Origin of the sequence: Lelliottia sp. WB101 (genome assembly GCF_003051885.1) — a bacterium.
Taxonomy (GTDB): domain Bacteria; phylum Pseudomonadota; class Gammaproteobacteria; order Enterobacterales; family Enterobacteriaceae; genus Enterobacter; species Enterobacter nimipressuralis.
In genome coordinates, this window is sequence record NZ_CP028520.1 from 2,879,709 (window position 1) to 2,898,749 (window position 19,041).

19 protein-coding genes and 2 pseudogenes are annotated in these 19,041 nt (G+C 54.0%); 12 read left to right on the forward strand and 9 right to left on the reverse strand.

Going from position 1 to position 19,041, the window contains the following annotated elements:
* The first annotated feature begins 1 nt into the window (after position 1).
* Both copD and DAI21_RS13800 read left to right on the forward strand, forming a co-directional pair.
* A pseudogene (copD, locus tag DAI21_RS13795) lies at positions 2 to 873 on the forward strand (copper homeostasis membrane protein CopD).
* Positions 874 to 888: 15 nt separating this feature from the next.
* Positions 889 to 1,227, forward strand: a complete 339-nt coding sequence (locus tag DAI21_RS13800; protein WP_100779798.1) for a YebY family protein — start codon at positions 889 to 891, stop codon at positions 1,225 to 1,227.
* Between the two features lie 405 nt (positions 1,228 to 1,632).
* On the opposite strand, the gene DAI21_RS13810 is transcribed toward DAI21_RS13800, so the two are convergent.
* Positions 1,633 to 2,574, reverse strand: a complete 942-nt coding sequence (locus DAI21_RS13810) for a VirK/YbjX family protein (protein ID WP_107703366.1) — start codon at positions 2,572 to 2,574, stop codon at positions 1,633 to 1,635.
* 168 nt (positions 2,575 to 2,742) lie between these two features.
* Between DAI21_RS13810 and pphA the strand changes: the two genes are divergently transcribed.
* Positions 2,743 to 3,387: a protein-serine/threonine phosphatase gene (gene pphA / locus DAI21_RS13815; protein WP_107703367.1), complete on the forward strand. Its 645-nt coding sequence runs from the start codon at positions 2,743 to 2,745 to the stop codon at positions 3,385 to 3,387.
* Here the strand turns inward: pphA and DAI21_RS13820 are convergent, their stop codons facing one another.
* From DAI21_RS13820 to yebS, 5 genes are all read right to left on the reverse strand, one after another.
* A complete protein-coding gene (locus DAI21_RS13820; protein WP_100779801.1) occupies positions 3,388 to 3,579 on the reverse strand; it encodes a YebW family protein in 192 nt (63 codons plus the stop codon).
* A 104-nt stretch (positions 3,580 to 3,683) separates the two neighbouring features.
* Positions 3,684 to 3,923: a YebV family protein gene (locus tag DAI21_RS13825; RefSeq protein ID WP_100779802.1), complete on the reverse strand. Its 240-nt coding sequence runs from the start codon at positions 3,921 to 3,923 to the stop codon at positions 3,684 to 3,686.
* 104 nt (positions 3,924 to 4,027) lie between these two features.
* Entirely contained in the window at positions 4,028 to 5,470 is a 1,443-nt protein-coding gene (rsmF, locus tag DAI21_RS13830) for a 16S rRNA (cytosine(1407)-C(5))-methyltransferase RsmF (RefSeq protein ID WP_107703368.1), read from the reverse strand.
* Positions 5,471 to 5,545: 75 nt separating this feature from the next.
* Positions 5,546 to 8,179 carry a PqiB family protein gene (locus tag DAI21_RS13835; RefSeq protein ID WP_100779804.1) on the reverse strand — a complete coding sequence of 878 codons (2,634 nt, stop codon included), beginning with the start codon at positions 8,177 to 8,179 and terminating at the stop codon, positions 5,546 to 5,548.
* Positions 8,148 to 9,431 carry a membrane integrity lipid transport subunit YebS gene (yebS, locus tag DAI21_RS13840; protein ID WP_100779805.1) on the reverse strand — a complete coding sequence of 428 codons (1,284 nt, stop codon included), beginning with the start codon at positions 9,429 to 9,431 and terminating at the stop codon, positions 8,148 to 8,150. The genes DAI21_RS13835 and yebS overlap by 32 nt, the downstream gene beginning before the upstream one ends.
* Before the next feature lie 131 nt (positions 9,432 to 9,562).
* On the opposite strand from yebS, the gene DAI21_RS13845 reads away from it, so the two are divergent.
* From DAI21_RS13845 to htpX, 4 genes are all read left to right on the forward strand, one after another.
* Entirely contained in the window at positions 9,563 to 10,060 is a 498-nt protein-coding gene (locus DAI21_RS13845; protein ID WP_100779806.1) for a GAF domain-containing protein, read from the forward strand.
* Between the two features lie 97 nt (positions 10,061 to 10,157).
* On the forward strand, positions 10,158 to 10,844 hold the full coding sequence (gene proQ, locus DAI21_RS13850; RefSeq protein ID WP_100779807.1) for an RNA chaperone ProQ: 687 nt from the start codon (positions 10,158 to 10,160) through the stop codon (positions 10,842 to 10,844).
* Positions 10,845 to 10,863: 19 nt separating this feature from the next.
* Positions 10,864 to 12,912: a carboxy terminal-processing peptidase gene (gene prc, locus DAI21_RS13855; RefSeq protein WP_100779808.1), complete on the forward strand. Its 2,049-nt coding sequence runs from the start codon at positions 10,864 to 10,866 to the stop codon at positions 12,910 to 12,912.
* Positions 12,913 to 13,105: 193 nt separating this feature from the next.
* Positions 13,106 to 13,987, forward strand: coding sequence for a protease HtpX (htpX, locus tag DAI21_RS13860; RefSeq protein ID WP_107703369.1), 882 nt, complete (start codon positions 13,106 to 13,108; stop codon positions 13,985 to 13,987).
* A 54-nt stretch (positions 13,988 to 14,041) separates the two neighbouring features.
* Here the strand turns inward: htpX and DAI21_RS13865 are convergent, their stop codons facing one another.
* Positions 14,042 to 15,415: an MFS transporter gene (locus tag DAI21_RS13865; protein ID WP_107703370.1), complete on the reverse strand. Its 1,374-nt coding sequence runs from the start codon at positions 15,413 to 15,415 to the stop codon at positions 14,042 to 14,044.
* 178 nt (positions 15,416 to 15,593) lie between these two features.
* On the opposite strand from DAI21_RS13865, the gene kdgR reads away from it, so the two are divergent.
* Complete coding sequence (kdgR, locus tag DAI21_RS13870; RefSeq protein ID WP_100779811.1) at positions 15,594 to 16,385, forward strand: DNA-binding transcriptional regulator KdgR; 792 nt, start codon at positions 15,594 to 15,596, stop codon at positions 16,383 to 16,385.
* A 60-nt stretch (positions 16,386 to 16,445) separates the two neighbouring features.
* Here kdgR and DAI21_RS13875 read toward each other — a convergent pair whose 3' ends face one another.
* Positions 16,446 to 16,685 carry a YobH family protein gene (locus DAI21_RS13875; protein WP_100779812.1) on the reverse strand — a complete coding sequence of 80 codons (240 nt, stop codon included), beginning with the start codon at positions 16,683 to 16,685 and terminating at the stop codon, positions 16,446 to 16,448.
* Between the two features lie 160 nt (positions 16,686 to 16,845).
* Here DAI21_RS13875 and mgrB point away from each other — a divergent pair, with 160 nt between their 5' ends.
* From mgrB to DAI21_RS13890, 3 genes are all read left to right on the forward strand, one after another.
* Positions 16,846 to 16,989, forward strand: a complete 144-nt coding sequence (mgrB, locus tag DAI21_RS13880) for a PhoP/PhoQ regulator MgrB (protein WP_100779813.1) — start codon at positions 16,846 to 16,848, stop codon at positions 16,987 to 16,989.
* A 73-nt stretch (positions 16,990 to 17,062) separates the two neighbouring features.
* A complete protein-coding gene (locus tag DAI21_RS13885; RefSeq protein WP_107703371.1) occupies positions 17,063 to 17,353 on the forward strand; it encodes a YebO family protein in 291 nt (96 codons plus the stop codon).
* A 22-nt stretch (positions 17,354 to 17,375) separates the two neighbouring features.
* The gene (locus DAI21_RS13890) at positions 17,376 to 18,365 is read left to right on the forward strand and encodes an MBL fold metallo-hydrolase (protein WP_107704254.1); all 990 of its coding nucleotides are present in this window, start codon (positions 17,376 to 17,378) and stop codon (positions 18,363 to 18,365) included.
* Positions 18,366 to 18,563: 198 nt separating this feature from the next.
* On the opposite strand, the gene DAI21_RS23070 is transcribed toward DAI21_RS13890, so the two are convergent.
* Complete coding sequence (locus DAI21_RS23070; RefSeq protein ID WP_107703372.1) at positions 18,564 to 18,926, reverse strand: hypothetical protein; 363 nt, start codon at positions 18,924 to 18,926, stop codon at positions 18,564 to 18,566.
* On the opposite strand from DAI21_RS23070, the pseudogene DAI21_RS13900 reads away from it, so the two are divergent.
* Positions 18,888 to 19,032: pseudogene (locus DAI21_RS13900) on the forward strand (DUF2627 domain-containing protein). The gene DAI21_RS23070 and the pseudogene DAI21_RS13900 sit on opposite strands and share 39 nt — an antisense overlap.
* Positions 19,033 to 19,041 lie beyond the last annotated feature (9 nt).

The window sequence follows — 19,041 nt, forward strand, 5'->3', positions numbered from 1 at the left end:
CATGCTGGCGTTCAGTTACGTCGCCCTGCGCTTTGTCCATTTGCGGCGCTGATGCTGATTTTTGGCAATGCGTTTTACAGCGCGTGCCTGGCTCCCTTTTCCCTGCAACGGCTGATGACGCGCCGCTTCCAGTGGCAGCAAAAAATCGCGGCACTGGTGAGTTTGGCGACGGCGCTGCTGATGCTGGCTGTGCAGGGCGGGCTGATGGGCGACGGCTGGGGTGATGTTATCCAGCCGCAGATCTGGCACGCAGTGGCCAGCACCCGCTTTGGCGGCGTCTGGCTGTGGCAAATCGTCTTTGCGGTCCTGACCGCTTGTGCGGCCTGGATCGCACCTGCGAAAAGCGCGCGTCTGCTGCTGTTGCTTGCTATCGGCCAGTTTATTTTGCTGGCGGGAGTCGGCCATGCGGCGATGCGTGATGGAGTTGCGGGGATCGTGCAGCGACTGAACCACGCGATCCATCTGCTCAGCGCAGCCACCTGGGTGGGCGCATTACTGCCACTCGTCTTTTGTATGCGGCTGGCGAAAGGGCGCTGGCGCGTTCCGGCTATCTATACCATGATGCGTTTTTCCCGCGTGGGACATTATGCCGTGGCTGGCGTGATCCTGACCGGAATCGTCAATATGCTGCTGATCCTCGGGCTGAACTGGCCGTGGCGCACGGAATACGGGCAACTGCTGTTGTTGAAATGTGCGCTGGTGGCGATGATGGTGGTAATTGCGCTGCTGAATCGGTATTTTCTGGTGCCACGATTTCGTCCTGAATCGGGGCGCGAACAACAATTCTTTATCTGGATGACACAGGCTGAGGTGGTTCTGGGCGCGCTGGTGCTGGCAATCGTCAGTCTTTTCGCGACCTGGGAGCCTTTCTGACAAGGTTTAAAACGTATGAAAAAAACAGTCCTTTCTCTCGTATTGCTGGCGTGCGCCGGTTCCGCGTTTGCCGCCCCACAGGTGATTACCGTGAGTCGCTTCGAGGTGGGTAAAGACAAATGGGCCTTTAACCGTGAAGAGGTGATGCTGACCTGCCGTCCGGGCCATGCGCTGTACGCCATCAACCCGAGCACGCTGGTGCAGTATCCGCTGAATGACGTCGCCGAGAAGCAGGTCGCCAGCGGCAAAAGCAACGGTCAGCCTATCAGTATCATCCAGATTGACGACCCGCAAAACCCGAGCCAGAAGATGAGTCTTGCACCCTTTATCGAGCGAGCTGAGACGCTCTGCTAGTCTCTGCTTTCCAATAAAAAAACCGCAGTCTTCTTACAGGAAGTACTGCGGTTTTTTCGTTTCAGGATGCTCGAACGTGAAATTTTCCGGCCACTTTTGCTGCGGACTGGAAAACCTGGCGTCGTCATCTATTCTTAAAGTGTCAGGCGACTTGAGCCTGCATTAATGCCAACTTTTAGCGCACGGCTCTCTCCCAAGAGCCATTTCCCTGGACCGAATACAGGAATCGTATTCGGTCTCTTTTTATCTGCATGAAAGTAAAAGTCTTTTCCTGCTCTCACTCATGACAGATGAGGAACGTCCTGCGCCTCTGATTTAACCATACCACAATCAGACGGGCGAAAGTCCAGCGCTTTTTGGCGGTTTTGTTAAATTTTTGTGCGAAGGCGAACGCCACCACGCAGATTAAAAGCGAGCGTTAATCGCATCGGCAATTTCATCCAGCAGGCCAAATCGGCGGCGATATTCTGCGCGTTTTTTGCTGGCAATCTCTTCCAGAGATTTACGCTCCATCTGCAGCGGCAACTGCCAGCGGAAGCTGGAGACTTTCTGCCCGTCGATGGAGGCCCAGAATTCGTCGTAGCTGGCGTGGAAATGGCGGCCTTTGCTCAGGCGATAGCGCAGGGCGCGGAAGACGTGCCCTTCGTCGCTGACGCCATAAATGGATTTTATATCGCTGTGAGCGGCGAGGTTAAAAATGACCTCCATCAGCACCCGTTTCGGGAACAGGCCGTGGCAGGCGCGGGTCGCTTTCTTGATCGTTTCACGCGTCACGCCGCGACGCGGGCCTTGCAGTCCGCCAATGACCAGCGCCGAATGCTCGCGCTCAGGAACCACGCTGAAGGTGAGACTTGCCAGCAGGGTGTCCTCTTCATCACGCAGCCACAGGGTGCTCTCACCTTCGCGCTCCGCTTTGCTGGCGGACGAGGCATAAACGCTGTAGCGCGCGTCATCTTTGGCCTGGAAGTGAACCACCGGCTGAGCCACCGGATGAGTGAAGGCATTCGCCAGACGGGTATCCGGCAGGGCATCGATCCATTCATAGTGGCGAACGATCGCCTCGGCACGCTGATTCGCATTTATCCCGCGCGTCAGGTACTGACGATGGGTTTTGCTCGGCAGGGTGACCTGCGCTGCCAGCAAACGGTCAAAATCGGCGCGATGAGCAAGCGCACTTAGCATGCGGTTTGTCGAAGACCAGAACAGCAGTGAGCGAAGAAAGAACTTAATCCGATAATCGCGCTTTCTCCAGATTGGGCCTGGGATAAGCTGACCCGTTGTCAGAGAGGAAATAATATTGGCAGGCTGTGCCTCTGGCACATCATTTTGCAGGCTGGTGTTCGACACGATGGTGACCTCTTTAGAATTCTGGTTCTATTCTAAGGGTCAGGATGTAACGATTTAAGAGCTGCTAAACCTTTATTTCGGTTTCGTTTAATTTCGATTGAAGTTAGCTGTGTCATGACGCCAGATCCTGAAAATCGGGTATTCGCTATACTTCTTTATGGAGGGGCTATGTACCAAATACTTGATGGTCAACAGTGGCGTCATATCTGGGTCGTGAGCGACATTCATGGTTGCTACCACCCGCTTATGGATGAATTAAAACAGCGCCATTTTAATCCCTATGAGGATTTACTTATTTCGGTGGGCGACCTGATCGATCGCGGGCCGGAGAGCGTTAAATCTCTGCAACTTATACGCGAAAAATGGTTTCGCGCGGTGCGAGGGAATCATGAGCAAATGGCGATTGACGCGCTCAGTAATAACGATTTTGCTCTCTGGACCCTCAATGGAGGTATATGGTTTTCCCGTCTGACGAACCCGCAAAAATTAGACGCCATTGCATTGCTCGATGCGTGCCGGCAATTACCGCTAATTATTGAAATAATCTGCACCCACGGGATAAATGTGGTGGCTCATGCCGATTACCCAGCGGACACTTATCTGCGCGGTAAGCCCGTCAGTCAGCACCGTGTGCTGTGGGAACGCTCGCGGTTAACGGGCCTGATGGCGGGCAAAGGTGAAGGGATTAGCGGCGCGGATCATTTCTGGTTTGGTCACACGCCGCTTGCGAAGCGCTGTGATTTCGACAATCTGCACTATATCGACACCGGTGCCGTGTTTGGCGGCACGCTGACGCTCGCCCAGCTCCAGTAGCTAAAAGTCACTGTACTCCTGAGCCGGTGTCCAGAAGCTATCGATAAACTCCTCGACAGGGTAACAACCGCCGTGACGAATTCGCTGCTCTTTTTTCGAGGCAACGCACTGCATCTCGGTGTTGTAGACATCAATCACGATGTCGTCGCAGCCGCCGTCCAGGTAACAAACAAACAGTACCAGTGCGAACATCTCATCCTCTGAATCTGGCTTCCGAATGGTTAGTGTAGGGGAGGATTTGTCGCAGGGGAAATCAGGGGCATAAATAACCCGCCTTCGGGCGGGTTCTATTGGCATCAGGCAAGGCGCATGACCCAGGCATCGGACTGCTGATCGTAATGTTCACGGTATAGCACGGAATGTTCGCCATCCAGGATAGCCGGAATGCTGGTGTCAGCGTCCCAGGCATCAAGCTGCATACATAAATCGGGATCGGATTTACAGGGGATGGTTAACGTTCGATCGCCCTGATTATCGCCGCGCAATTCTGCATCGTCGATCTCAAAAGCGCCAATACGCACGCTGGTTTTCGTCATAATGCTCTCCGCAGGTTTGCTGAAAATCTGGTACGACCAGTGTTGTCGCCCATTTTTCAGCGTAGTGCAGGAGAGCAAAAGTGCCAGTGAAAATGTGCTGTTTTTTATTCGCTGAGATCGTTACCGGTAAACAGGCGACCATCGCGAACCAGTTCACGCGGGTAGCTGTTCTTCAGGCGTGAGCCGACTTTCTTCGCCAGACCCAGCGGGAAGCCCTGATAAGTGACGATCATTTCGTCAGCCGATGGCGTCTGCTCCGGGTAGACGTCGCGGCCGCGATACCACTCTTCTGCCTCTTTGTGGGTCAGTGCAAACGTATTGTCGCTACCGGCAAGGGCGATAACGGCCTCATGCTGCCAGCGATAGCCTTTGTTATGCACTTCGGCCAGGCGCATGCCGATACGGGAGAAGCGCACTTTGCCAATCAGCGGTTCGATCTCGACCGGGAAGAGCCAGATCTCTTTGTCGCGCTGCCACAGGCGAAGGTTTTCCTCCCAGTGAAGGCCGACTTTTTGTGCCGCTTCGGTGATCTGCGCGGTTTCGCGGCCCTTCAGCGGGGCGAACGGGAAATTGCCAACTTTAAATTTAGGTGCCGGTAAGGCGTCGATCGCCGTTGTTTTACGCAGTCGCGCGACGAAAAACCCTTCACAGTCGAAAATCTGCGGGAACACGTGCAGGAAACCTTCGGGAGTCAGCGCCGCTTTGGCATCCTCGAAAAGCGCATTCAGCGGCAGGAATTCGACGGCCTGCGGATACTGCTCTTTTAGCCACAGGCACACGGATTCGTTTTCATCGCGGTTCAGGGTGCAGGTGGAGTAAATCAGCGTTCCACCCGGGCGCAGAGCGTGAAAGGCGCTGTCAATCAGCTCGCGCTGGGTGGCGGCGATCTCAAGATTGCTGGCGACAGACCAGTTTTTAAGCGCATCGGGATCTTTACGCACCACGCCTTCGCCCGAGCACGGGGCGTCCAGCAGGATGGCATCGAAAGATTCTGGCACGGCGGCACCAAAGACGCGGCCATCGAAGTGGGTCAAGGCGACGTTGCTGATCCCACAGCGGCTGATATTCGCATGCAGAACTTTAACCCTGCTCGCCGAAAACTCATTGGCGAGAATTGCGCCCTGATTACCCATGCGGGCGGCGATCTGTGTGGTTTTAGACCCTGGTGCGGCCGCCACGTCCATCACGCGCAGCGGCTGATTTTCGTCGGCAAACAGTGCGGCAACGGGCAGCATGGAGCTGGCTTCCTGAATATAAAACAGTCCGCTTAAATGTTCGGCGGTGCTTCCCAGCGGCAGGGCCTCTTCGTCATCACGCTCAATCCAGAATCCTTCCGCACACCAGGGCACCGGCGTCAGTTGCCAGCGGTAGGGCGAAACCAGTGCCAGGAAATCGGCCACGCTGATTTTAAGCGTATTGACGCGGATGCTGCGACGCAGCGGACGCTGGCAGGCGGCAATAAAATCATCCATTGAGAGATGAGCGGGAAGTGCCTCGCGCATTTGCGCCAGGAATTCGTCAGGAAGAAAAGCAGAATGTTGAGCCACGGGCGTACCACAGGGAGTAGATAAGGCGCGCAGTGTACCATAAAGGCTCCGGTGCGTTGACACCGGAGCTGATGATTAACGTGGCAGCGCGGTGCCCCATTCACGCCACTCTTTCGGTTCGCTTTCGAGCAACAGGAAGTGTTTGCCCGGCTGCGCTTTCGGTGCGAGCGGTGTGCCTGGTGGAGTCGCAAAGGCGATCCCGCCGCGAATGAACTGATTAAAGGTCCCGGTTTTCACCACGCCGCCGGTCAGACCGAAATCGAGGGAGTATCCCGATGCCAGCCAGAAGACGGAGTTGTTGCGCACCAGATGCTGGTAGCGCTCGCTGATGCGCAGACCCACCATCACGCGATCTGACAGAGTTCCCAGCGTCAGGCCGGTGACGGTACCCACTTCAATTCCACGGAACAGCACCGGCGTGCCGATACTCATTGAACCGGCTTCCGGGACTTCGACCACAATGCTTAGCCCGTCCAGATAACGCGAGTCAGTGATGGTCGCTTCCTGCAGCTCAAAGTCGCGGCGCACGTTTCCGTTACCCGGCTCGACGTTAATGTACGGCTGGAGAATGGTATCGAGATGCTCAACGCCGGCGGCAGAGATCTGCGGTGTCACCACCGAGAAACGCGTGCCGTTGCGGGCAAAGTTTTGCATGTACTCCGGATACAGCACCGCAGTGGCCTGCACTTCGTTACGCGCGGTAATCAGGGTCAGCTTCTGGAGCTGCCCGATATCAATGCCCAGATAGCGAATCGGCATCCCTTCAGAGAGTTTGCCCGCATCAAAGGCGTGGAGCGTAATCTGGCCGCCCACTGCGCGCGCCGCCGTTTCTGATGGGTAGAGAATGCGTTTATCGCCTTTACGCTGATTGGCCCCTGCGCCGCTTAAATTATCAAAGCTAATGGCACCCCGCAGCGCGCGGGAGAGGGGAGAGGCCTGCACAGTCAGGCCGCTGCCGTTAAGCTGCACTTTCGCACCGCCTTCGGCCCAGAAGACGCTGTTGGCGGTCAGCAGATTGCGGTACTCCGGTTTAATATGCAGTTCGATATCAAACGCGTCGGCGCGTGGGCGCACGGTGATCACTTCGCCCACCTCAAACTTGCGGTACAGCACCACGGACCCGGCCTGCACGTCCGGCAGCGTGTCGGCGCGTAGGGTGAGGGTGGTGGTCGGCATATCGCTCAGGCTGTTTTCAATCGCTTTGTCCAGATTGGCGTACAGCGGATAGCTGTCGCGCATCTCACCTTTCTGCCCTGGCAGAATACGAACGCCGCCGTTGATCCATTCGCTGGCACTGGCCCCGAGGAACTCGACGCCGTCCAGCCCGACTTTAACGTCTACCCGGCTGTTAACCACAAATTTGCTGTCGCCGTGTACTAGATCCCGGTATTGCGGATCGATGGCGACGGAGAAGGTGACGCCTTTTTCCGTCAGCTTGCGTTCCAGAACCTGGCCGACCTGCACGCCATGCAGAATCAGCGGCTGACCGGCTTCGATACCGTAGCTTTCAGGTGCCGTCAGGGTCAGTGTCATTACGCCGGGTTTTTGCAGTAAGGCTTTATCGGCGGGGGCGATAACGAAATTGTTGTTAGGCTGGCCTTCCCCTGGGATCAACTCAAAGGTGCTGCCCGTCAGCAGGCTGCTGATGCTGGCGTCACTCAACGAGATTTTCGGGTTCCGCAGCTCGATGCGCGTTTTTTCACGCAGAAGGTCGACCACGCTCGGGTCCACCGTCATTTCGCCGGTCACGGAACCGCCAGGGTTCAGCGTCAGTTTGGTGAGCTGGCCCACCTGCAATCCCTGATACATTAACGGCGTTGAACCGGCGTTCAGCCCTTTGGCGTCTGAGAGGGCCAGTTTGACAATGACGCCGCGCTGGCTGTGGGCCAGATCGGCGTACAGCCCGAAGTTATCATCGGCAGTGGCTGCATCAGAGTTCTCCGGTGAGTCGAAGGCGATAGCCCCATTAACCAGCGCCGCCAGGCTTTCGAGCTTCACTTTCGCGCCGCTGAAACTGACGTCGGCATCCACGCCTGACACATTCCAGAAGCGGCTGCCTTTTTTCACCAGGCCGGTGAAGCGCCGCTCGATCAGCACGTCGATAGTCACGCCCTGTTTGTTGGGGTTAATGGCGTAGTCATACACGCGCCCAACCGGAATTTTACGGAAGTAGACGATCGATCCGCTGTTGAGCGAGCCTAAATCCGGCGAATGCAGGTGGATCATCAGATCGCCATTGTTCAGTCGGTATTTTGGCTGGGTGTCCAGCGCGGTGAAATGGTCCTGCGGCTCACCTTTACCGGGCATCATGCCGATATAGTTCCCGCCGACCAACGCGTCCAGCCCGGAAACGCCCGCCAGAGAGGCTTTAGGTGTCACCAGCCAGAACTGCGTATCACTGCGCAGGGAGTCTTGCATATCGGCTTTAATACTGGCGCGAACCTGAATTTTGTTCAGATCTTTCCCGAGCCGGATATCCTCGACGGTTCCCACTTCGACGCCCTGGAAGCGCACAGGGGTACGCCCTGCGACGATGCCGTCCGCCGTCTGGAAGTCAATGGTGATGGTATTGCCGCGATCCTGGTAGCTCGTCCAGATCAGCCAGCCCGCAATCATCAATGCGATGACGGGCAGCAACCAGAATGGCGAAATGCGGCGTTTTGTTTTAATTCTCGCTTCAGTCGTCGAAGCGGGCGTTTCCTGACTCATGTGCATCCCAAAGTAAGCGGCTATCCAGCCATTCCACTGCAAGAATAGTCAATATCACCGCAGAGCCGAAATAAAAAGCCGCGGGTCCCATGGTAAAAGCGAGTAACTGATCGCGATTGATCAGCGACATCATCAACGAAATAACAAACAGATCGAGCATCGACCAGCGGCCAATCCAGGTCACAAACCGCAGTAACAGGATCCGTGTGCGTAGCCCTTGCTCACACTTAAACTGAATGCTGATGAGCAAGGTGAACATAACCAGAACTTTGGTAAAGGGCACAAGGATACTGGCAATAAAGACCACTCCCGCCACGGCAAAGTTACTGCTCGCCAGTGACACAATCCCCGACATGATAGTGTCTTCCTGCCGCGCACCGTTAACGTAAATGATCGAAATCGGTAACAGGTTAGCGGGAAGCAGCAGCACGATGGAGGCAATCAGTGCGGCCCAGCATTTTTGCAGGCTTTGCTTACGGCGCAGACGTAACGGAATGTGACAGCGCGGGCAGCGACCTCGTGCGTCGGGCAGGCCGGTAAAATGACAGCCGAGGCAGACGCGCAGACTGGGATCAGGCCGCGTCGCCGGGCGCTGAGGATAAAAGCGTTCCCAGAGTTGTTCCACATTCAGATGGATCAGCGTCATGATGCTCAGTAATACCAGCGCGACAAAGGCAAACAGGCCGATGCCGGGCTGTAAAAAAGCGTAGTCCTGTACCTTGATTGACGCCACGCCGATGCCGACCAGATAGATATCCAGCATCACCCACTCTTTGAGCTTCTCGAGCATCAACAGGACCGGGCGGAGATTCATGCCCAGAATATTGCCAAACCAGAGATAGGCAATGGCAGCCACCAGTACTAACGGCGCGCCGACGGTGCAAAACAGCACCATTGCGCCGGTCAGAGGATCGCCCTGCTGGGTCATTTGCCAGATCCCCATCAGCAGGTTGGCGTCGATACGCACGCCGAGCAGGTACAATTTGAGCAGCGGTTCGCCCCATGCGAAGGGCATCAGCAGGAGCATGGTGACGGCCATCGCCGCCAGACGGGTGAGAGACCAGTCGCGTCCATCGCGAATTTTAGCGTCGCAGCGCGGGCAATACGCGCTCTGATGCGATTTCATCTTCGGCAACATAAAAAGCGTATCGCACTGCGGACAACGCTGATAATGTTCACGAGGCAGCGCATCGCTGACCGAGTGGACAGTGATCTTTTTTGCCGGCGTAATTCTTGGAGTATTGAGTGCCATCAGTCGCGCATTAAAGGATTAATTAACGTTATATTAACTCATCTTGGGATTCATCTTGAGAATGAGCGCATTTAATGTTTATTTTATTAGGCTATGCTCTCTTTTTTGTACGACAACCAAGTGATTGATTAATGAACAAAACAGAATTCTACGCGGATTTGAACCGCGATTTCCAGGCATTGATGACAGGTGAGACCAGTTTTTTAGCGACACTGGCAAACACCAGTGCGCTGCTGTTTGAGCGTCTGTCGGATGTGAACTGGGCTGGTTTCTACCTTCTGGAAGGGGAAACGCTGGTGCTCGGACCATTCCAGGGCAAGCTTGCCTGCGTGCGGATCCCTGTGGGGCGTGGTGTATGTGGAACTGCGGTGGCGCAAAATCAGGTTCAGCGTGTTGAAGATGTGCATGCCTTCGACGGGCACATTGCGTGCGATTCGGCGAGTAACTCCGAAATCGTTCTGCCGCTGACCGTGAAAAATCAGATTATTGGCGTACTGGATATCGACAGCACGGTCTTTGGACGCTTTAGCGCCGAGGACGAACAAGGGCTGCGTGAACTGGTCGCTAATCTCGAAAACGTATTAAACGCGACCGATTATCAAAAATTCTTTGCGAGCGTCGCAGGATAATCAACGGATAACGTAGCATTTACTGATGGCGTCATTATAATGTCGCCTGTTCATGCCTGCGGCTAGTTGGCAACGTCCGTTGTAATCAGGAAATTTCATGGAAAATCAACCTAAGTTGAACAGTAGTAAAGAAGTCATTGCCTTTCTGGCTGAGCGTTTCCCACAGTGTTTCACTGCTGAAGGCGAAGCTCGTCCCCTGAAAATTGGTATTTTTCAGGATCTGGTAGCGCGCGTTGAGGGTGAGATGAATCTCAGCAAAACTCAACTGCGTTCTGCCTTACGTCTTTATACTTCAAGCTGGCGTTACCTTTACGGTATCAAGCTGGGCGCGACCCGTGTCGATCTCGACGGCAACCCTTGCGGTGAGCTGGACGAGCAGCACGTTGAGCACGCACGTAAGCAGCTTGAAGAGGCCAAAGCGCGTGTTCAGGCACAGCGTGCTGAGCAGCAGGCGAAAAAACGCGAAGCTGCTGCGGCAAATGGTCAGGAAGAAGCGCCTCGCCGTGAGCGTAAACCGCGTCCTGCTCCACGTCGTAGTGAGAACAGCGATCGCAAACCGCGTGCTGATAAACCAGCCGCTAAAGCACAGCGTGCGCCTCGCGAAGAACAACGCCACACTCCAGTTTCTGACATCAACGCCCTGAGCGTCGGTCAGGCTCTGAAGGTGAAAGCGGGTAACAATGCGATGGACGCCACCGTACTCGAAATCACCAAAGATGGCGTTCGTGTACAGCTGACTTCTGGTATGTCAATGATTGTACGCGCAGAACACCTGGTGTTCTGAAACGGAGGCCAAGCCTGGCATGAACACTCTTTTTAAGATCACCGCGCTGGCTGGCCTGTTTGCGATAACAGGCCACGCCTTCGCAGTGGACGATATAACGCGTGCGGATCAAATCCCGGTTTTAAAGGAAGAGACCCAGCACGCAACGGTCAGTGAGCGCGTCACTTCGCGCTTCACCCGTTCACATTATCGTCAGTTCGATCTCGATCAGGCCTTTTCGGCTAAGATTTTCGATCGGTATCTGAACCTGCTGGATTACAGCCACAACGTGCTGTTGGCCAGTGATATTGAACAGTTCGCAAAACGTAAAACCGACGTGGGCGATGAGCTGCGCAGCGGTAAACTCGACCTGTTCTACGATCTCTACAACCTATCTCAGAAGCGTCGTTTTGAACGTTATCAATACGCGCTGAAAGTGCTGGAACGTCCAATGGACTTTACCGGCAACGACAACTTTAATCTTGACCGCAGCAAAGCGCCCTGGCCGAAAGACGAAGCCGAGCTGAATGCGCTGTGGGACGGCAAAGTGAAATTCGATGAGCTGAGCCTCAAACTCACCGGTAAAGATGAGAAAGAGATCCGCGAAACGCTGACCCGTCGTTACAAATCAGCCATTCGTCGTCTGGCACAGACCAACAGTGAAGACGTGTTCTCCCTGGCGATGACCGCCTTTGCTCACGAAATCGACCCGCACACGAACTACCTCTCCCCACGCAACACTGAACAATTCAATACTGAGATGAGCCTGTCTCTGGAAGGGATTGGTGCGGTGCTGCAAATGGATGAAGACTATACGGTCATCAACTCCATGGTGGCAGGCGGCCCGGCGTCGAAAAGCAAAGCGATTAGCGTGGGCGATCGTATCGTCGGCGTCGGTCAAACGGGCCAGAACATGGTCGATGTGATCGGCTGGCGTCTGGATGACGTGGTCGCGCAGATCAAAGGCCCGAAAGGCAGCAAGGTTCGCCTTGAGATCCTGCCTGCGGGTAAAGGCACCAAAACCCGTATCGTGACCCTGACGCGTGAGCGCATTCGTCTTGAAGATCGCGCCGTGAAAATGTCCGTGAAAACCGTCGGCAAAGAAAAAGTTGGCGTGCTTGATATTCCGGGCTTCTACGTTGGCCTGACAGACGATGTCAAAGTCCAGTTGCAGAAGCTTGAAAAGCAGAATGTCAGCAGCGTGATTATCGACCTGCGTACCAATGGCGGTGGAGCACTGACCGAAGCGGTTTCGCTTTCTGGTCTGTTTATCCCATCGGGTCCGGTTGTTCAGGTTCGCGATAACAACGGTAAAGTGCGTGAAGACGCCGATACCGATGGCGTCGTGTACTACAAAGGTCCGCTGGTGGTGCTGGTCGATCGCTTTAGCGCCTCAGCATCAGAAATCTTTGCCGCGGCGATGCAGGACTATGGTCGTGCGCTGATTGTGGGTGAACCAACCTTCGGTAAAGGCACGGTGCAGCAGTACCGTTCCCTTAACCGTATTTACGATCAGATGCTGCGTCCTGAGTGGCCTGCGCTGGGTTCCGTACAGTACACCATTCAGAAGTTCTATCGCGTGAATGGTGGCAGTACGCAACGTAAAGGCGTGACCCCGGACATCATGATGCCGACCGGTACCGAAGAGACGGAAACGGGCGAGAAGTTTGAAGACAACGCGTTGCCGTGGGACAGCATAAATGCTGCCACCTTCGTGAAAGCGGGCGACATGACCCAGTTTGGTCCTGAGCTGCTGAAAGCGCATAACGATCGCATCGCGAAAGATCCGGAATTCCAGTACATCATGAAGGACATTGCTCGCTTTAATGCCCTGAAAGAAAAACGGAATATCGTCTCGCTTAACTTCGCTCAGCGTGAAAAAGAGAACAACGAAGATGATGCCACGCGTCTGGCACGCATCAACGATCGTTTTAAACGTGAAGGCAAGCCGTTACTGAAAAACCTGGATGACCTGCCGAAGGATTACCAGGAGCCTGATCCGTATCTGGATGAGACGGTGCATATCGCTCTCGACCTGGCAAACCAGGAAAAGAGCAAGCCCGCCGTTCAGCCCGCTCCGGCAAAATAACACCTCAACAGGCACAAGAAATTGTGCCTGTTTTTTTAAGTTCTGCATCCTCCCGTCAGCAAGCCCATAAACAATGTAAAGTTGTGTCTTTCTGGTGACTTACGCCCCCTGAATCCTTGAAAATGGCCACAATACCCATACGATGTGGGTAATCGCATAGTGCGTTTTGTTAAACAGAGGTTAAAAGAAAATTATGATGCGAATCGCGCTCTTCCTGGTCACCAACCTTGCGGTTATGGTGGTTTTCGGGCTTGTGCTAAGCCTGACAGGGATCCAATCGAGCAGCGTTCAAGGTCTGCTGATTATGGCGCTGCTGTTCGGTTTTGGTGGATCGTTTATTTCGCTGCTGATGTCCAAGTGGATGGCACTGAAATCGGTCGGTGGGGAAGTGATCGAGCAGCCACGTAACGATATGGAACAGTGGCTGATGAACACGGTGGCACAACAGTCTCGCCAGGCGGGTATCGCTATACCGCAGGTGGCGATTTACCACGCGCCTGACATAAACGCCTTTGCCACCGGTGCGCGCCGCGATGCCTCGCTGGTGGCCGTGAGCACCGGTCTGTTGCAGAACATGAGCCGTGACGAAGCGGAAGCGGTTATTGCCCATGAAATCAGCCACATCGCCAACGGTGACATGGTCACCATGACCTTGATTCAGGGCGTGGTAAACACCTTCGTTATCTTCATCTCTCGTATCCTGGCGCAGATTGCTGCCGGATTTATGGGCGGAAATCGTGATGAAGGTGAAGAGAGCAACGGCAACCCGCTGATTTACTTCGCTGTAGCGACAGTGCTGGAACTGGTGTTCGGTATTCTGGCGAGCATTATTACCATGTGGTTCTCCCGTCATCGCGAGTTCCATGCGGATGCGGGCTCGGCAAAACTGGTGGGCCGCGAGAAGATGATTGCTGCGCTGCAGCGTCTGAAAACCAGCTACGAACCGCAGGAAGCGACCAGCATGATGGCATTCTGCATCAATGGTAAATCGAAATCGCTGAGCGAACTGTTCATGACTCACCCGCCGCTGGATAAACGTATCGAAGCGCTGCGCAGTGGGGAATACATCAAGTAAGCGAGCAGTATGAGAAAGAAGCCGGGTTGAGCAGACATTGCCGCCCGGCTTTTTTTATGCCTGAGCTCGGGGTTGCGTCACGCGCAGGCCGCTGATAATGGCGGCGATAGTCGCCAGCGTTCCGGCGGTAAACAGGGCCAGATGCGTGCCATTCTGCCCGGCAAGGTTAAACATCAGCGCCACCAGTGCGGCACCAGAGCTTTGACCTAACAGGCGCGCGGTGCCGAGCATTCCACTGGCGCCGCCGCTGCGATGGCGCGGTGCGGCAGTAATGATGGTGTGGTTGTTCGGTGACTGGAACAGACCAAAACCGGCTCCGCACAGCACCATTCGCCAGATAATATCCAGATCCGTTGGCGCAGAAGGCAACATCGCCAGCGCGAATAGCCCGGTTGCCATCACCACCAGTCCTAACGCACCCAGTAAACCCGCATGAACGCGTTCAATGAGATAGCCCGCAAGCGGTGCCATCACCATGGTTGCCAGCGGCCAGGGGGTCAGCAGCAGCCCGGTCTCCACTTCCGTTCGTCCAACCACGCCTTGCAAGAAAAAGGGCAGCGAAACCAGCGCCAGCATCTGGGCGCAGAACGAGCAGATGGACGTCCCGATGGAAAGAGAAAAGAGCGGAATACGCAGCAGATCAACAGGCAAAAGAGGGACGGGCAACGCCAGCTGACGGCGCACGAAAAAGTAGCCGATGATCAGCATCGCAACGATTTCAGCCACAATGAGCGTGAGCGATTGCCCCTGAGCAAATCCGCTAAGCGCCGTTATCAGCAGACCAAAGGTCAGGGCATTCATCACTGCGCTGGGAAGATCGAAACGCGGCATCGCGCTCTTAGCACTGTTTTCAGGCAAATAGCGCAGAGCAAAGAGCAGGGCGATAATCCCCAGCGGAACGTTAATCAGGAACAGCCACTGCCACGACGCCACCGAGAGAATCGCTGCCGCGATAGTCGGCCCGGCGGCAGACGAGACTGCGACAATGAAAGAGTTAATCCCCATCCCGCGCCCAAGCTGGCGCTGAGGGTATATCAGGCGGATCAGTGCGGTATTGACGCTCATCAGCGCAGCCCCGCCGAACCCCTGCGCAATACGCGCGAAAGTCAGGGTATGCAGCGAGTCGGACAGGGCGCAAAAAAGAGAGGTCAGGGTAAAGACGACCAGCCCGCACTGGTAGACGCGGCGATAGCCGAACATGTCGCCGAGAAACGAGAATGAAAGCAGTGAAACTACGATGGCGATCTGGTAAGCATTGACCACCCAAATGGAGCTGGCGGGAGACGCGTGCAGGTCGCTGGCGATGGTCGGGAGCGCCACGTTGGCTATGGCACCATCAAGCACCGCCATTGAAATACCAATGATAATGGTCGCGATCGCGCCGTACCGTTGCGGTAAGGGCAAGCCATCAGAGGACAGTTTTTCCATGGGAAATGAAACGCTCAGAGTGATATTATTATCAGAATCACTATTTTAGCACTGTTATTTCGGTTTTATGTCGCAGATTTGTAACGAAGTAAACGCAGATTGATTGCAGCATCTCGGTCACGAATTTATAATAAAAACCGGTTCTGATTTTTATAAAACACTCTCAATGAGGTGATAAATGGCAATCGCAGATTTGGATAAGCAGCCAGATTCTGTTTCTTCCGTGCTGAAGGTGTTTGGCATCTTACAGGCGCTGGGTGAAGAGCGCGAAATTGGTATTACAGAGTTATCGCAGCGTGTGATGATGTCAAAAAGCACCGTTTATCGCTTTCTGCAAACCATGAAATCTCTGGGTTATGTCGCACAGGAAGGTGAATCAGAGAAATATTCTCTGACCCTGAAACTGTTCGAACTCGGTGCCCGCGCGCTGCAAAACGTCGATCTGATCCGCAGCGCGGATATTCAGATGCGCGAGCTTTCACGCTTAACGAAAGAGACCGTCCACCTGGGCGCGCTGGATGAAGACAGCATTGTCTATATCCATAAAATCGACTCTATGTACAACCTGCGCATGTATTCGCGCATTGGTCGTCGTAACCCGCTCTACAGTACCGCCATCGGTAAAGTTCTGTTGGCGTGGCGCGATCGCGAGGAAGTCAAAGAGATCCTTGAAGGTGTGGAATACAAACGCAGCACCGAGCGCACTATCACCAGCACCGAAGAGTTGCTGGCCGTGCTGGATCACGTGCGTGAGCAGGGTTACGGCGAAGACAATCAGGAGCAGGAAGAGGGGCTGCGTTGTATCGGCGTTCCAGTGTTTGACCGCTTCGGTGTCGTCATTGCCGGCCTGAGTATTTCATTCCCGACGCTGCGCTTCTCTGAAGAGCGTCTGCACGAGTATGTTGCCATGCTGCACACCGCAGCACGCAAGATTTCAGAACAAATGGGTTACAACGACTATCCGTTCTGAATCCAACAATAAAAAACGCCGCTGAAAATGCGGCGTTTCTGTATCCGTGAGTCAATCGACTTATCCGTTGTCGATCACTGTCTCGCTTTTGCGCAGAACCGGGCAGTTTGATAAACCAATAATTCCGCTGTCGCTGTGGAGATATTGCGCGGTACTGGTGCCTCGGGCAGTCAGATATTTACACTGAATCCCCAGTCCTGCCGCATTTTCTGTGCTTCCCACCAGCACGCCGTATCCCGTCAGTAATAAACCAATCCATAAAATGGCCAGGACAATAATTGTCCGAATAATGATGCGCATGAATGCCTCATTTTTTTGCTAATAATGCTATTAAGCGTAATAGTTTTACTCTATGAAACAAGTGCATGATTCCGAAAATTTTCTGATGCAGGTACAGTTAGCCCTTGTTTAAGATAACCGTGATAACCTGGTCATATCAGGTCAAAAGACGGAGTGTGGAGTGAAAAAGTTTCGCTGGGTAATTCTGGTTGTTGTACTGATTGCCTGTGTCATTTTGTGGACACAGACGATCAATGTCATGTGCGATCAGGATGTACAGTTTTTTAGCGGCATTTGCGCAATAAATCAATTCATCCCCTGGTAGTATTCATTTTTCTAACAGATGGTACCCTTCCTCTGCGTCAGTGCTAAAATGGCGTTTTTATTGAGGTGGTAAAATGGGTGAGTTACTGAATTCGGGGCTACTAAACGTAGCCTCACTGGCGATCTCTCTGGTCGTGATGATTATCGGCCTGGCGCTGTGGTTCTTTGTGAATCGCGCCAGTTCTCGCACGGATGAGCAGATTGAACTGCTGGAAGCGTTGCTTGATCAGCAGAAACGCCAGAATGCGTTGCTGCGTCGTCTGTGCGAAGCTAACGAGCCGGAAGAGAAAGAAGTCCCAAAAGCCGCTGAAGCAGTGGTAAACGAAGACGAAGATGATTTCATTCGTCTGGTGGCTGAACGCTAACGGATGAGCGGGGGAGGTGGCTGTGGTCTGGAAAAATCCCTGGTATAACCCCTCCCTGAAACATCATGCTCCCGATGGGTTTCGCAACCTCGACTTTACTGGCCATCAGCCCGGCGACGTCGAGCGGTGGCGCAAGGAGCGCAAAGCGGCGGGATTACCCAAACCGCCCACGCCGGGTTATGACGAATTTATCCGCCAGTGGTGGCAGCCTGCCGAACTGAACGACCGGCCAGAAGATGGCGTCTGGTGGCTGGGACATGCCAGTGTGCTGCTGCGTTTAAGCGGGCAATATTTGCTGACCGATCCTGTTTTTTCCCGACGCGCCTCGCCGCTCCCTTTTCTTGGACCGCAACGCAAGACACCCCCGGTTTTAACCGTTGATACGCTTCCATACATTGATGCGTTGGTGATTTCCCACAACCATTACGATCATCTCGATTCCGCTACTGTCCGCCACCTGTTGCGGCGTTTCCCTGAACTCACTGTGTTTGTGCCGCTGGGCCTCGGCGACTGGTTTCGTCGTCGCGGTGCTAAAAATATTCTTGAGCTGGACTGGTGGCAGAGCGCTGTGTTTCAGGGGATTACGCTGACCGCCGTTCCGGCCCAGCACTGGAGTATGCGCACTTTCTGGGACAGAAATCGCTCATTGTGGTGCGGCTGGGTATTTGAGGAAGCAGATAAGCGTTTTTGGTTTAGCGGTGATACGGGTTATACACCAGAGCTGCTCTCCATCCCGCAGCGCTTGGGGCAGATCACCGCCGCCGCGCTGCCCGCCGGGGCGTATGCACCACGCTGGTTCATGTCGGCCCATCATATGGATCCGCAATCTGCCATCAAGCTCTGGCAGCAGATGGGAATGCCGCTCGCATTTCCGATCCACTGGGGTGTGTTCGAGCTGGCCGATGAGTCCCTCGACGAGCCGGTGCAGGAGCTTACTCAGGCGCTGGAAAATGAAGCGGGGATTAACGACAAGTTTAGAATATTGAAAATTGGTCAATATTTATCCCTGTGATCTAATACCGCCTCGGTGAATATATTCTCTATTCCAACCCTGTCCCTCAGATGTATTTCCATCGAAACGTTTTTCTTGTTTTTTTTTTGCACCAGGATGAAAGACGTTTCATTATTTTGGTGCAATACACCAAACTGTCATCTCCGACATATATGATGAAGCCGCACAATTTATAGCCGGTTTATTTCAGTGTAAAACTCAAACCCTTACGTTGATTTCAGCATAACTTTTCGCAAATTGTTCTAACTCAATCATTGCATTCATTAAACTTTCGGCACTGGCTGGATCTATATCAAAGATTGAGCTAAGGTAAAATTGCTTTAGATTACAGGCGCTACGCTGGCGCCTGTCTTGCGGTTCGCTTTGGTCTGGCGGCGGCAGTGCGCGCATGCAGTTGTGCATAATGTCGCAGGCTGAGATCGGAGTTTGTGCGGCGGATCTAGACACGTTTAAAAATGGCTTGCCATAATTATCGTTGTATGTAATAACACGTTTTGGGTCAAACGAGGTACAGTTCTGTTTATGTGTGGCATTTTCAGTAAAGAAGTCCTGAGTAAACACGTTGTCGTTGAATACCGCTTCTCTGCCGAACCTTATATTAGTGCCTCAAGCAGTAATGTCTCAGTTTTATCTATGTCAATGCCTGCGGGCTAAGAAAACAATCTAAGGAATTTTG